The sequence below is a fragment of the Streptomyces sp. GL_140 genome (assembly GCF_057834465.1).
This window is the reverse complement of sequence record NZ_JBYQMJ010000002.1, coordinates 116,856-129,821: the sequence shown is the minus strand read 5'-3', so window position 1 is coordinate 129,821 and position 12,966 is coordinate 116,856. Positions and strand designations below refer to the sequence as shown.

10 protein-coding genes are annotated in these 12,966 nt (G+C 64.8%); 3 read left to right on the top strand and 7 right to left on the bottom strand.

Annotation, left to right across the window (positions count from 1 at the left end; all coding sequences use genetic code 11):
- Positions 1-121: 121 nt before the first annotated feature.
- Complete coding sequence (locus AC3IYJ_RS40225) at positions 122-1,156, top strand: cysteine synthase family protein (protein WP_489403166.1); 1,035 nt, start codon at positions 122-124, stop codon at positions 1,154-1,156.
- Between the two features lie 67 nt (positions 1,157-1,223).
- On the opposite strand, the gene AC3IYJ_RS40220 is transcribed toward AC3IYJ_RS40225, so the two are convergent.
- Together AC3IYJ_RS40220 and AC3IYJ_RS40215 are read right to left on the bottom strand one after the other, a co-directional pair.
- Positions 1,224-2,429, bottom strand: a complete 1,206-nt coding sequence (locus AC3IYJ_RS40220) for an LCP family protein (RefSeq protein WP_489403165.1) — start codon at positions 2,427-2,429, stop codon at positions 1,224-1,226.
- Between the two features lie 968 nt (positions 2,430-3,397).
- Positions 3,398-3,685, bottom strand: a complete 288-nt coding sequence (locus tag AC3IYJ_RS40215) for a hypothetical protein (RefSeq protein ID WP_489403164.1) — start codon at positions 3,683-3,685, stop codon at positions 3,398-3,400.
- 457 nt (positions 3,686-4,142) lie between these two features.
- On the opposite strand from AC3IYJ_RS40215, the gene htpG reads away from it, so the two are divergent.
- Both htpG and AC3IYJ_RS40205 read left to right on the top strand, forming a co-directional pair.
- On the top strand, positions 4,143-6,086 hold the full coding sequence (gene htpG / locus AC3IYJ_RS40210; RefSeq protein WP_489403163.1) for a molecular chaperone HtpG: 1,944 nt from the start codon (positions 4,143-4,145) through the stop codon (positions 6,084-6,086).
- A gap of 345 nt (positions 6,087-6,431) precedes the next feature.
- Positions 6,432-6,947, top strand: coding sequence for an ATP-binding protein (locus AC3IYJ_RS40205; protein WP_489403162.1), 516 nt, complete (start codon positions 6,432-6,434; stop codon positions 6,945-6,947).
- 129 nt (positions 6,948-7,076) lie between these two features.
- Here the strand turns inward: AC3IYJ_RS40205 and AC3IYJ_RS40200 are convergent, their stop codons facing one another.
- The 5 genes from AC3IYJ_RS40200 to AC3IYJ_RS40180 all read right to left on the bottom strand — a co-directional run bounded on the left by AC3IYJ_RS40200 (position 7,077) and on the right by AC3IYJ_RS40180 (position 12,909).
- The gene (locus AC3IYJ_RS40200) at positions 7,077-8,045 is read right to left on the bottom strand and encodes a COG1361 family protein (RefSeq protein WP_489403161.1); all 969 of its coding nucleotides are present in this window, start codon (positions 8,043-8,045) and stop codon (positions 7,077-7,079) included.
- A 22-nt stretch (positions 8,046-8,067) separates the two neighbouring features.
- Positions 8,068-8,607, bottom strand: coding sequence for a hypothetical protein (locus tag AC3IYJ_RS40195; RefSeq protein WP_489403160.1), 540 nt, complete (start codon positions 8,605-8,607; stop codon positions 8,068-8,070).
- A gap of 1,112 nt (positions 8,608-9,719) precedes the next feature.
- Positions 9,720-11,825 carry a hypothetical protein gene (locus AC3IYJ_RS40190; protein ID WP_489403159.1) on the bottom strand — a complete coding sequence of 702 codons (2,106 nt, stop codon included), beginning with the start codon at positions 11,823-11,825 and terminating at the stop codon, positions 9,720-9,722.
- Between the two features lie 286 nt (positions 11,826-12,111).
- The gene (locus AC3IYJ_RS40185) at positions 12,112-12,573 is read right to left on the bottom strand and encodes a hypothetical protein (protein ID WP_489403158.1); all 462 of its coding nucleotides are present in this window, start codon (positions 12,571-12,573) and stop codon (positions 12,112-12,114) included.
- Between the two features lie 102 nt (positions 12,574-12,675).
- Entirely contained in the window at positions 12,676-12,909 is a 234-nt protein-coding gene (locus AC3IYJ_RS40180; protein ID WP_489403157.1) for a hypothetical protein, read from the bottom strand.
- Positions 12,910-12,966: the final 57 nt, after the last annotated feature.

Sequence of the window (12,966 nt, the reverse complement as noted above, 5' to 3'; positions counted from 1 at the left end):
ATACCGCCCCCATTCACAAGTTCACAATATTCCCGCATGCACAACACACTTCCGGCCGACGTCCTCTTCCCGAGCCCGCGGCCGAGCGCTCCAATGGAACGCCACCCACCAGGAGCCTTCGATGCCCGGAGCACTGCAGCGCCTGCCGCGTCCCACCGTGATCGCCCGCGTATCCGACCTCGTCGGGCACACGCCCTTGCTGGAATTCGCCCGTACCGACAACGGCACCCGTCTGCTGCTGAAGCTGGAGATGTTCAACCCCACCGGCAACACGGACGTCCGCATCGCCCGCCAGATGCTCGACGACGCCGAGGAGCAGGGTCGGCTGCGGCCCGGTGGTCGAATCATCGAATGCGCGTCGGCCGACATCTGTCTCGGCATCGCCGCCGTCGCGGCCGAACGCGGCTACCACTTCACCGCGGTCGTCGACCAGCGTGCCCCCACAGCCAAGCTTCGCGGCATGCAGGCCATGGGCGCCGAGCTCGTCCACCTGTCCGATGATGGTGGCGGGTCATGCGCTGCCGCCACCGCCGAGGCGTACTGCGAACGCATGGCCCGAAGCCGGGACGACACGGTTTTCACCGGGCAGCGCGACAATCCCGGCAGCGGCGTCGGCTACTTCCCCGTCGCACACGAACTCCACGAAGCCCTTGGCGGAGAACTCGACCTCCTCATCGGCGCCGTCGGCAGCGGCGGGTCCCTGTGCGGGACCGCCCGCGAACTGCGCACCCTCCTGTCCGACTTCGTCGTCATCGGGGTGGAGCCCAAGGGGTCGACCGCGTTCGGCGGCCCCGCCTACGACTACCACCAGCCCCGGACCGGCGTCCCCGAAGGGGCCGCGATCAGTACCCTGATCGACTTCGACCTCATCGACGCGGGGGTCAAGGTCGGCGACGTCGAAGCCTTCGCGACCTGCCGGGTCGTCGCCCGTACCGGCCTTCTCATCGGCGGTTCCGCCGGCGGTGTCGTCTACGAGGCCATGAAGCGCATGCCTCTGGTACCGCCCGGCACCACCATGGTCGCCCTCGTCAATGACGGGGGCGAGGGATACCTGGACACGGTCTTCAACGACGCGTGGATGCACCATCACGGCCTCCTCTCCACTGCGGCGGAGCGAGAGATCGACAAATTGCTGACCAGGCTCCGCGGACACTGATCCGACGTCGGCCCACGACGCCCTCGATGGATTCGGCCAACGGAGCACACGGCATCGCTGCGCCGGGTCAGGGCGAGGAGTCCGCGATGGCAGGGCTCTGCGCGTAGGCCGCTGTCGGGTTCATCCACCTCCCTTGAACCCGAACGGTCTTGAGGGTGCTGACCCGTGCGCAGCCCTTCACCGTGGCCGTCACTCCGGCATCGGCGTCCGAGCCGGTGTCCTCGGGGTTGGTCCGGCCGCGCTCGGCCAGTGGCCGGTCGTTGACGATGGCCGAGAGGAGGCTGTCCGCAGCAGGCGAGATCAGCACGTGGTAGTTGCTGTCCGGATCCGGCTCGGTGGGCATCGTCGTGAAGGTGGTGTTCTCGGCGGGCACCTTGTCGAGTTCCCTGGCCAGGCTCAGCAGCTTTGCCGCGCTGCCGAGCCCGGTGTCGACCGTCAGAGCCTTGGCGGCGGTGTCCGCGAGGGTGTACAGGGTGACTGGGTTGGTACCGGCGCCGGCGCTCTTGAGCGTGCGGATCATCGAGCCCATGTACAAGTGCTGGGTGGCGGTGCGGACCAGATCGCCGCCGTCACCGAAGCCGTGCCGGGTACGCAGGAACTGCAGTGCGGAGGCTCCCTTGAGCATGTGGGAACCCTTGGAGAGCTTCAGGTGCGAGTACGGGTCGTACACGTCGTCACTGACGCAGACGGGTACTCCACCGATCGCGTCGGACATCTTCGCCACACCTGTGAAGCCGATCAGCATGAAGTGGTCGATGGGGATGCCGGTGAGCCGGTTGACAGCGGCGACCTGGCAGGCAGGCCCGTACGCCAGGGCGCTGTTGATCATTCCGCGCCGTTCGGAGACGGTCTCGCCCGTGGCCGGGTCGGTGCAGGCGGGCAGGTCGGTGACGGTATCGCGGGGCACGCTCATCACGATGGTGCGGGAGCGGTCGGCGGACACATGGATCACCAGTTCCACATCGGCGTTGCTGCCGACTTCGGTGCAGTCCCCGACGGCCTTGCAGTCTTCCGCCGTGGTCCTCGCGTCGGTGCCGATGGCCAGGATGTTGATGGGCTTGCGGCTGGAGGAGTCCGGCTTCGCCACGCCGCCCACCCGCGAAATGTCCACCGTGTCGATACTGCCGTTCAGCTGGCTTAAGAGATACACGCCAAACCCGCCCACCATCAGCAGGATCTGCGCCAGCACGGCCACGGCCATCCTGCCGACGCGCAGGTTCTCCCGTCGCGCCCGATGCACCACACCATGGTTCTTGCCTGTCGAATGAGTCATGTCCGCCTCGCCCGTAGAGGAAATCGAACCCGGTATATGTCACCGGTCGTCGATTCCCCCTCGCCACAGCCTCGCCGCATCTGGCCGGGGCGCTCGATCCGGATCCCCAGGGCTGCATTTTGGCCATTCTCCGCGGGCTGACGCAGGGTTCGGGCCTCCACACTTACGTGGCCGGTGAATGCATCGGCTTTGATCGTCTAAAGTGATGCCGAACCGGTCCGGTGGTTCATCCCCCGTACCACCGGATCGGCTTTCTGCACGCACCAGTTGCGGTATCCGCGACGGTTTCCCCGCCGTGGGCGTATCGCGGGTTTCAGGATGCGACGTCGAAGGTGATGGTGGCCGGGGTGGAGGGCTTCCCGCCCTGACAGGCGGTCACCGAGACGGTATGAGTGCCCGGCGTCCAAGGGCCGGCGGCGGGACTACGGGCGAAGCCCCAGGTCCCGGCCGACGTGACGCGGACATTGTCGGCGATGACCGTGCCGTCTGCAGTGGCTCGGATGACGGTGCCCGGCAGAACGGGGGTACGAACGGTACCCGTGAAGTAGGGCGTGAGACCGGCGCCCCGTCCACCCCTCGGCCACCGGCGTGGTTGTCGCCTGGTCCCGCCTCCCCCGGATGCGCCATGCGCTCCAGGAATGCCCAGGCCCCGGGCATTCATGACGGCGGGAGCAGGAGGTTGAGCCCCGATGGAGCCTGCAACCCTTTCCGCTGCCGGGGCCGCGACGTCCCCACTCGCCTCGGCCTCCGCCCCCGGCGGCAGGTCCACGGTTTTCGTAGCCGACATCTCGCGCACCGCCCTCTCGCGACCGCCCAGGTGGAAGGAGTCCGCCAAAGAGGCGGCCCTGCCCGCCTTCTAGTGGCCACCCCGGGCGCCCGCCCTCGCTCCGGCACCGCGTGTCACCCCTTCGGAGGATGCGGCAACCACCATGAGCGAGCGGGTCAGGGCAGAGGCAATGCCGGACGGCTCATGGGCCGCACACTTCGACCGAGGCTACGACCTGGGCCTGCTCCGGGTACGCGGTGTCCCCGTAGCGGACCTCGGTGCGGGGGTACGACCGCACGTCCGTGAAGAAGACCAGCTCCGCTCGGGAGACGGTCCGGGTCAGGATGTCGCCATTGAGGAACCCGCCGACCTGGCCCACACCCCTCACAAAGAGGAAGAACTCCCCGCCCGAGTACTGGCGGCCGATGCCTTCTCCGTCGAGCGCCAGGCCCCAAACCTTGACCGTGCAGGGCGGGCCCGGCCAGTTCATCCGCTTCTCGGCCTTCAGCCCGTTCAGCTTCAGATCCTTGAACGGGGACTCAGCAGGGCTGCTGGGACACCCCGGTTCCCGCGGCGGATCGCCCTGAAGCGTTGATGCAGAGGCACCCGAGACAAGGGTGGCACTCAAGGCCGCGGTGGCCAGGCTCGCCGCCATGACGCGCAACACCGTACGAGGTGGCAAAACTCCTCCGATCTGGATGATGAGGCTGCGGAAGGCATCCGGAAGCGCCGACAGCCACTCCGAGTAATCATTCGACTACGCCTCCGCCCCTGTCAATTGGCATGCCCCGGAACCGGCCACCCCATCGACCAGTGCGTTCAGGACACTCTGCACGCCGCAACGATCACAGCCGCCGGGTCAATTCATTGCACAGATCAGAGCATTGCCTGATCTAAGGTTCCTGTGAAGTTTCTGCGCACGAAAAACCGAGGAGGAAGGCGCGAACATGTCGGCCGAGACATTAGAATTCCAGGTAGAAGCCCGTCAGCTCCTGCAGTTGATGATTCATTCGGTCTATTCGAACAAGGATGTATTTCTGCGCGAGCTCATTTCCAATGCCTCGGATGCACTGGACAAGCTCAGACTCGAAGTCCTTCGCAACAACAGCATCGCTGCGGATCCGTCCGACCTGCACATCGAAATCGAGACCGACAGCGCGGCCCGCACGCTCACCGTGCGCGACAACGGAATCGGGATGTCGCACGACGAGGTGGTCGAACTCATCGGAACCATCGCGAACTCCGGCACCGCGAGCTTCCTCCAGGACCTGAGGGAGGCCCCGGACACGGTCGCCACGGAGGGGCTCATCGGCCGGTTCGGCGTGGGCTTCTACGCCAGTTTCATGGTGGCCGACGAGGTCACGCTGCTGACACGACGCGCGGGCGAGAGCCAGGGCACCCGATGGACTTCCACGGGCGAATGCACGTACACCATCGAGTCGGCCGACGCAGTCCCCCAGGGCACGGAGATCACACTGCGCCTCAAGCCGGTGGACACCGAAGACCGGCTCTACGACTACACGGCGCACCGGAAGATCAAAGAGATCGTCAAGCGGTACTCGGACTTCATCACCTGGCCGATCCGTTTGATCCCGGATGCCGCGGACCACGCCGGAGAGGGGCAGGGAGGCACTGACGGACCTCCGCCGGCACCCGAGACGATCAACTCCATGAAGGCCCTGTGGTCACGGACCAGGGACGAAGTGTCCGATGACGATTACCACGAGCTGTACAAGCGCATCAGTCACGACTGGGCCGACCCGCTCGAGACGATCTGCATGCAGGCAGAGGGCACGTTCGAATACCAGGCCCTGCTCTTCATCCCGTCACATGCTTCCCGGGATCTGTTCACACCGACGCACCGACGCGGGATGCACCTCTATGTGAAGCGCGTCTTCATCATGGACGACTGCTCGTCGCTGCTGCCCCGGTACCTCCGCTTCGTCAACGGCGTCGTCGACGCCCAGGACCTCTCACTCAACGTGTCGCGCGAGATCCTCCAGCAGGATCACCAGATCCAGCTGATCCACCGGCGGCTGACGAAGAAGGTGCTGTCCACCATCAAGGACATGATGTCCAATCACCCGGAGCGCTACGCAGCGTTGTGGGAACAGTTCGGACAGGTACTCAAGGAAGGACTCCTCGAGGGCGAGAACCGCGAGGCGATCCTCAGTCTCTGCTCCTTCGCCTCCACTCACAGCGAGGACAGGCTCACGACTCTCCCCGAGTACGTCGAGCGCATGAAACCGGGACAGCATCACATCTTCTTCATGACAGGTGAATCCCGGGAGGCTGTCGAGCACTCGCCCCACATGGAGGCTTTACGGGCCAGAGGCATCGAGGTGCTGATCCTCACCGATGCCGTGGACGGGATGTGGTCCGAGGTCGTTCCCGGGTTCGACGGCATGCTGCTGCGGTCCGTCGCGAGAGGAGAAGCCGAGATCGGCACGCAGGAGGAGAAGGAGGAGGCCAAGGCCCAGCGCGAGCAGCAGCAGCAGGAACACGCGGGCCTGCTCGCCTGGATGGCGACGGTGCTCGACAAGGAAGTGAAGGAGGTACGGCTCTCCACCCGCCTCACCATCTCCCCCGCCTGCCTCGTCACGGACTCGCACGACGCCACTCCGGCTTTCATGAACCTGTACCGCGCCATGGGCCAAGAGGTGCCCCACGTCAAGCGCATCCTTGAACTCAACCCCGTCCATTCCCTTGTCCGCGGCCTGAGCAAGGCCCACTCCGAGCGCGGATCCGCCCCGGACCTCGAGGAGACCGTGGAACTGCTCTACGGCATGACGCTCCTCGCGGAAGGCGGCACGGTGAGTGCCCCTTCACGGTTCAGCCTGCTGCTGGCCGATCGCCTGGAACGCACGTTGCCGGTCGGTGACGCGGCATGAACGCCGCTGATCCACCCCTCCTGGGGTGATGTGATCGGACCTCAGTGATCCGGATGCGCGGCCGATGTGGTCGCGCATCCGGCAGCTGCCGACACATCACGGTCATGGGAAAGCCGTGATGTGCCGCCTCACCGAGGACCATGGCCTCTTCGATGGAGGACCTTCGGCCCGACCGTTGGTTGCCGCCGAGGAGGATCGTTGATCGGTAAACGCCGTCCCTCACCGTCCGGGCCCCGTGACCGCCAGGTCTGCGCGACCCGACAATTTCCCGCAGAATGAGAAGAGCCGCACGACTTCGGGGCTCCGTCTTCGGCGAAGGTGTGGCCCCGTATCGGAGGCTCCCCCATGCCCACACTCGTCACCCGCTTCGTTCTCCACGGGGAGGTGGAGGAGATTCCTCCTGTTCGCCATGCGGTTGTCGAACAGGTCCGGTCCTGGGGCGTCGTGTTGGACGGCGAGACCGCCCAGTCCATCGCCGTGCTGACTTCGGAACTGGTCGCGAATGCCGTGGTGCACGCCGCGGGGAGAGTGACGGTGTCGCTGCGTTACCGACCCGGCCGCCTTCTCATCGCCGTCTTCGACTCCAGTGCCCGAGAGCCGGTCCCACGCGCAGCCGCCGAGGACGACGAGTCCGGGCGCGGCACTCAGCTGATCGACCTGCTCGCCTTCAGAAACGGGTGGGAGCGAACTGAGCAGGGGAAGCGGGTATGGGCAGAGTTGGAGTTACCGAAGGCTGCGCGGAAAGTCCGACCCGTCGTACTGCGAGGGCGTTTCAGGCCGAGGCTCTCGGCAAAGCACTCGTGTCCGACGTGCTCACGGCTGGTTCCCGGTGAAATGCCCGCACCCTCGCAGCCCTTCTGATGTGGGCCCGGCCCGACCCTGAATGTCCACGGCCCTGCCGGATCGCCGGGCAATGCCGGCTGTCCTCCACGAGGCACAGCCGGCTTCCGTTCCCTGCAGAGGCGTGGTGCGCCGAGGTCTGAACCGACCTCATACCTCTCTCTTCCTGCGGCGCTTGATGAACAGCCACCAGATACCGATGACAGCGAGGATCCCCGCCATGGTGAGCAGGAGCCACCAACTCAGGGGCAAGCCTCCCTTGTCGATGTCTCCCGAGAAACTGATCCTGCCAGTGGCGCTCCGCTCGATGGGACCGCTGGCAAGTTTCAGTCGCGCCGTCCAGACTCCTGCGGGGAGATGACGGTCCAACGGGACGACCACCGTGCCGGATTCATCCGGTGCCAGGGTGATTCCATTGAGCAGGGTAAACGGGCCGGCGCTCATGGTGCCCGGTCCGTCCGACAGGGACAACGTGCCGGTCAGATCGAGCGCGCGCTTCCCCGTGTTGTGGACCACCGCCTCCACCTGAGGCCGTCCGTCCTTCATACGCCCCGGAACCAGTCTTCCGATGCTGAAATCGGACGGCGCTTCGCCGCCCGGCCCGACATCGAGGTAGACGCGGACACCCACCCGGTTGATGGTGGCCACGGTGTGGTCGGAGTCGGGCTTTGAAGCCACCTGTGCCCAGACAACGGCGTATCTTTCTCCGGCGGAAGCCATCTTGGGAACCTCGATGGTTGCCCGGAGGGCACGGCTTTCGTGGGGAAGCAGGTCGAGGCTCGGCTCATCCACCGAGATCCAGCCGCTCAATTCGTTCGGCGTCCGATCGGCGGCAAACTGGAGCGCGCCGTTCCCGATGGTCGCGGCTGCGCTGTAGACCTCCACGTGCATGGGCTCGGACGACGAGTTGGAGACCTCGAAACGTCGTGTGATGGTGGTGCCGGGAGACAAATGGTCGACGATGAAGGTCAGCGCTCGGGTGTCATCACGCCGACTGACCGGGGCTTCGAGGAGTCGGACCCCAAGGCTTCCGTCCGGTGCCGGACCAGCGGACTGGTCCGGCACCGGGGCCGCATCGGCTTCACCGACGTACGGTGAGGACAGCAGTAGCGCCGACAAGAGCGCCACAATGACCGCTGCCTTATGCGACCGAATGTGTCACCGTCCCGCTGTACGTTCCGGCGACGGCCGCATCAGGCACAACAACTTCAACGGTAGGTGCCCACACCACTGAGTTACCGCCGGTGCCGGAGGCCAAACTGAATGCGGGTACGGACAGGGCCAGCGACTGTTTTTGAGCGGCAGTCGGCTGTCCCGCCGTGAAGGTGCCAATTCCTTGGGAAGCTCCAGCACCGGACCAGTACGATGCCTTGTTCTTGGTGATGGTCTCCGCTGCCGTCTCCCCACCGGTCGTGAAGTCCGTTGACGCCACCGACGCGCTCCATGCGGCGTTGAGCAGCGCACGGGCATCGGTCACGGCCACAGTCCCGAGCTGCCCGCTGACGGTGGTTCCCGGTGCACCGGAAGGAAGGGTGGAGGAGGCAGGCACCGTGATCGACAGTGCGCCACCCGTCACGGAGAACGTGACCGTGGTATCCCCGGTGGTAGCCGCGCCGGCCGGTGAGGCGAGACCCGCGAGCACCGCGGCAACTGCTCCGGTTAACAATAATCTTGAACGCATGGGCATCTTCTTTCATTCGGATGAGGAATCCGGTGATGCATTCAACCGTGTTCCGTAAAAGGATCCGCTTGCGCCTTGCCTGGGATACCCAGCGGACCGGATTCGGCCACTGTTCCGGACAGCCCCGAACTCGCAGATCCCGTTCGGCGCACAAAATAACGTGGCTCCTGCACCAAAGTGCGCTGCCACGCCGAATCGACTAAGCGCCCGAATGTGTCACGCGCCTACAGAAGCCCCCTGAGGTGCCTGAGCGGTGGATGCAGACAGGCCGGACCGACCGACGCTACAGTCGCTGTCAAGAACTTCCATGATTCGACACGATATGACGATAGGTGCGATTATCGACCATTCGAGGTATGGCCCTGTACCCGAACCGGCCGACCGTATATCCGGAACCGCCAGGCGGGCACGATCCGCCGCCCGGCTTGCGAGAGGACACCTCGGCGATATACACAAGGCGTGTCCCCTCGGACTGCAGAATCGTTTTGACAGCCATGACGACACATCCGCTTGGCGAAGTCCAGTCGTTCACCCGTGAAGGGCCTGGCCGACTGCAGCCCTGCCCGGCCGCCATTGCCGTCTCCCAGCGGGATCAGCCTCCCCTCAGGCAGAGCCCGCCGCGACAGCAATCCGCCGACCGGATCCCCCTGCCTGCCCATCGCTCGCGCCGGACAGACGAGTCGGATGGCCCGCTCTTCACCCAGTTGGCAGCCGAATGGGCCCGGCGTGGTGCCACCGTTCCCGGCGAGCCCGACTCCACCTGGCAGGAACTCTCCTCCTACCAGTCCTTCACCCAGCAAATCGAACGAACCCTGCGAGATCTTCGCCTCGAGTCACAGTCGACCGGCCCCCTCACCCCCATGCGTCCGGAGGAGGTACCACCTCGAGAGTCGATGGTTGGCCGCCCCGGCGCCAAGAACCTCTCCGTCGCGTCACCACAGACCGAGAGCCGCGCCGGCGGCTCGCCCAATGCCCGTCGCCAGGTATTCGTCGCCCGTTACCCGTGGTGCACCTGCGGGATGAATGTGTGACGCGTGCGGGTAGGCGGTCGAAGAAGAGTTCACCATGAGGCCGTGCTCTTCCCGGACCGCCGCCCAGGCCTCCGTCAGCTGTTACGGCTCCCAGATGACGTCCGCTTTGATGAGAAGGACACGGAGGTTGTTGGCCCCGATCCGAACCCGATGGGACGCGGCGCGTTCCTTCTGCGTCATGTTGCGGAACACAACGTCCGATTGGAGCAGGAGATCGGGGATGGTGCGATCCGTGTAGACGTTGACCCTGGGATCACCGCTTTCCTTGAGCAACATGTTCAGATTGCTCGTGGTGATGGCGAGCGCTGGCCCCCGGTCCGGCAGCCAGTAGACAGCCGTCCCCTTGCCTTCCCAACCTGTCCCGTCCCGCTTTTCGGCCACCCCTTGGTCTTGTTCGCTCTGCCCTGGAACAAAGGCTCCGATGACACCCTTGTCGTTACGGATGTGAGCACGCCTTTTGGAGAAGGCCTTGCGCAGCGCCTCACCCACCGCAGCTGCCACATCATTATGGGCTGTATGCTGCTCGTTCATCAAAGTGGATTGCCTGGCAAGCGATTCAGCGAGTGGGGCGGCAACCACCTTGAACAGCCGGGACACTTCGAGACCGGTCACATCCGCCACCAGCCCAAGGCCGGACAGCATACCGGCAGCCGCCGTGATCACCCCATCCAGGGAACCAAAATCGTTGCGATGCGGCATGATCCTGTCGAGACATTCACTCAATTCCATGAGCGCCTTGTACTCGATCCCATCAAGATATCCGTCGACGGACTCCAGGGCGTGCAAGTGGGCAATGATACGATCACCGATCGTACGCAGCGGTACCGAAAGGGATTTCCCGCCGCACTCCTTGTACCACCGCCAATCGACGTCGCCTCCACCATGCGCCAGATAGGCAACAACCGAGCGACGGTACAACGACTCCTGCATGGACGGAGGAAGCATCTGGGCTGCGATGGTCGGGATCGACCGGATTCGATATCCCGGCTTGGGGGTCAGGTCGCGGTTACGACGCCCCTTGATCTCTGTTGAATTTCCGGCCGCTCGAATAATGTACTCGAGCTTCTTCTCCATTTCCCGCATCTCGGCTGCGGATGAAACACGCGTGAGCGGGATGTCGTCCAACAGCGTCGGCATGTCCCCTTCGAAGTCAACCGCGCACTCGATGTCGGTGACCGTGCTGTTCATTCCCTTGGTGGGGACAGGGGGCCATGAGTTCGGCCTGGGAGTGAGCAGGAGGCTGCGACCGACGTTCGCAGCCGACGTCTTCCCTGTGTTCGGGGCGGCGTCGAAGATGAACGCGGCTGAAACCGGTCGAAAACTGTAGGCCAATGACCGTGCGCCCACGGCCAGACCCATGAGACCCGCCCAGCCGTGGGCAGCGATGTCGAGGACCGCCTGTCGGCATTCCTCATCGCTTGCGACCCGCCCGACCGGCTCGGCCGCGCGCCGCAGCGGCTCGGGAGCACCGATGACGCGGACGAAACGGTCGGCCGGATACGTGCGCCCATCGGCGTAGACATAGGTGAGGCCCGCGTCCGGGAGCCTGTGCCAGCCCGTATGAGCGACCACGGGTGTACGCGGGAGGCGCTTGCCCTGGTCCGTGACGATGTTGATCAGCACTTCCCGGATGGATCGGGAGGCTGCGCCGTTGTCGTCGCTGAAGTCGTTCCACCCGTCTGCGGTGCGCAGGTCGGAAAGGCTCTTGGTGAGCGTGTCCGACCCGATGGTGATCGTGTAGTAACGGCCGGCCGGCTTGCCGTCCTCGCTCAGCACCACGAGTCGCTCGGAGACGTAGGGTGCCCAGTCCAACACCTCGTCCCACTCCTCCGTGCGACCCCGCCGCATCTTCCAGACGGCGCCCCCGTCTTCAGCTGCCTCGTAGCGCCATCCCGGCGACCCGAGCACGGCAGTGCCGGGCGGGGCCAGTTCACTCTCCATCGAAGCGGCCACCGGCACGCTCGCCCTCTGCCTTTGCTGTTGAAGGTGCGGCTCTGCCGGTGCCGGCGGACTGCCCATGGGAGTGGTGGGCACATCCGGCTGAATGAACGGCATGCTGAGGTGTTCGGCCGAGCGCGCGTCGAAACGTCCCGCTGCCGCGCCCCGGGACGAAGCACCTGAGTTGCGCGTCCGCTTGTCGACGGGGGCGTGCGCTGCGGCAAGGATGGTCTGCTCGGTCGTGGACATGAGTGGGCACTCCCTGGGGTGGTGAGGTGGATTCGCTGTCTGGGCGGCACACAGCCAAACCCAATTTCAAAAACCGTCGAGGCTGCGACGACTCTCAAATGAGTGCACGGTCAAGGGCGTATGGGCACATGCGGCCCAGAAAGGGCGCATGTACCAATTGCATCGGGGTATCCGGATGAACGACACGGAGCCCACGAAGACGAAGACAACACACCTCGGCCCGTCGAGCGGACAGCCGAGAAGACCTTGAATGATCGCCTTGCCTCGCGCTGACGAACGCGATAGGCTATTCGGCGATTTCCGGGAACTCGATAAAGGGGAGCCGGCGCGCCTGGGCACGCACGATTTCATGCAGCTGATCCTGCAGATTCAGGCAATCCCAGAGGTCAATGTCGGGGAACGCCGCCCAGGCACTTCCGTGTTCCAGCCGGCTGTCCGCGAAGGTCACCAGGGTGTTGCACACACGTACCGTGTAGTAGTGGGCAGCCACATCACCGAACTTGTTACGCGACACCAGCCACGTGAGTACTTCTGGGCACCACTCGAGGACCTGCTTGGGAGTTCCATACCGATGGTGCCACACGCTGCCTGGATGGCCTGCAGCCGGCAGCTGGTACCGCCAGGCAGGCTGCGAAGCAATCCGACGCAGCGGCATGGGATTGGCCGCCTGCGAAGCCTTCGCACAGATGACCCCACCCGAAGGCAAAGGAACATCGGCGCTGACTACCTTGGGTAGCACGGAAGACATGGGTATTCTGCTCCTTGACCAGTTGATGGTTTGCCTACAGCGACTGCGAGATAGAGGCCCGGATACGTCTTGGCGGAGGTGCCGGGTCTCTATCTGTCGTTCCTATGCGACTTCTTTTCCTTGCCTGCTCTTCTCATGCTTGCTGCGCATGATCTCCCAAATCAAGGCCTGCAACTCCTGCGCGGCTCTGATGACAGCCTGTGGATCCTTGGCGATGGCACGCGCGGAACGCTCAGTGAGTAGACCTGCCGACAGTGCGGCGGCCATTCGCCGCCCGTCTTCCTGCGAAATCCCCCGGCGTACCTGATGCCCGGGTACACCCGCGGTGGCCGACACGGAAGCAACCGTCGGTCGAGTAACAACACCTGACAGCTGAGCAATCTCCGTAACGGT

Coding starts and splice junctions, on each gene's coding strand:
- AC3IYJ_RS40225 (WP_489403166.1), top strand. CDS start 122: ATGCCCGGAGCACTGCAGCGCCTGCCGCGTCCCACCGTGATCGCCCGC.
- AC3IYJ_RS40220 (WP_489403165.1), bottom strand. CDS start 2,429: ATGACTCATTCGACAGGCAAGAACCATGGTGTGGTGCATCGGGCGCGA.
- AC3IYJ_RS40215 (WP_489403164.1), bottom strand. CDS start 3,685: ATGAACTGGCCGGGCCCGCCCTGCACGGTCAAGGTTTGGGGCCTGGCG.
- htpG (WP_489403163.1), top strand. CDS start 4,143: ATGTCGGCCGAGACATTAGAATTCCAGGTAGAAGCCCGTCAGCTCCTG.
- AC3IYJ_RS40205 (WP_489403162.1), top strand. CDS start 6,432: ATGCCCACACTCGTCACCCGCTTCGTTCTCCACGGGGAGGTGGAGGAG.
- AC3IYJ_RS40195 (WP_489403160.1), bottom strand. CDS start 8,607: ATGCGTTCAAGATTATTGTTAACCGGAGCAGTTGCCGCGGTGCTCGCG.
- AC3IYJ_RS40190 (WP_489403159.1), bottom strand. CDS start 11,825: ATGTCCACGACCGAGCAGACCATCCTTGCCGCAGCGCACGCCCCCGTC.
- AC3IYJ_RS40185 (WP_489403158.1), bottom strand. CDS start 12,573: ATGTCTTCCGTGCTACCCAAGGTAGTCAGCGCCGATGTTCCTTTGCCT.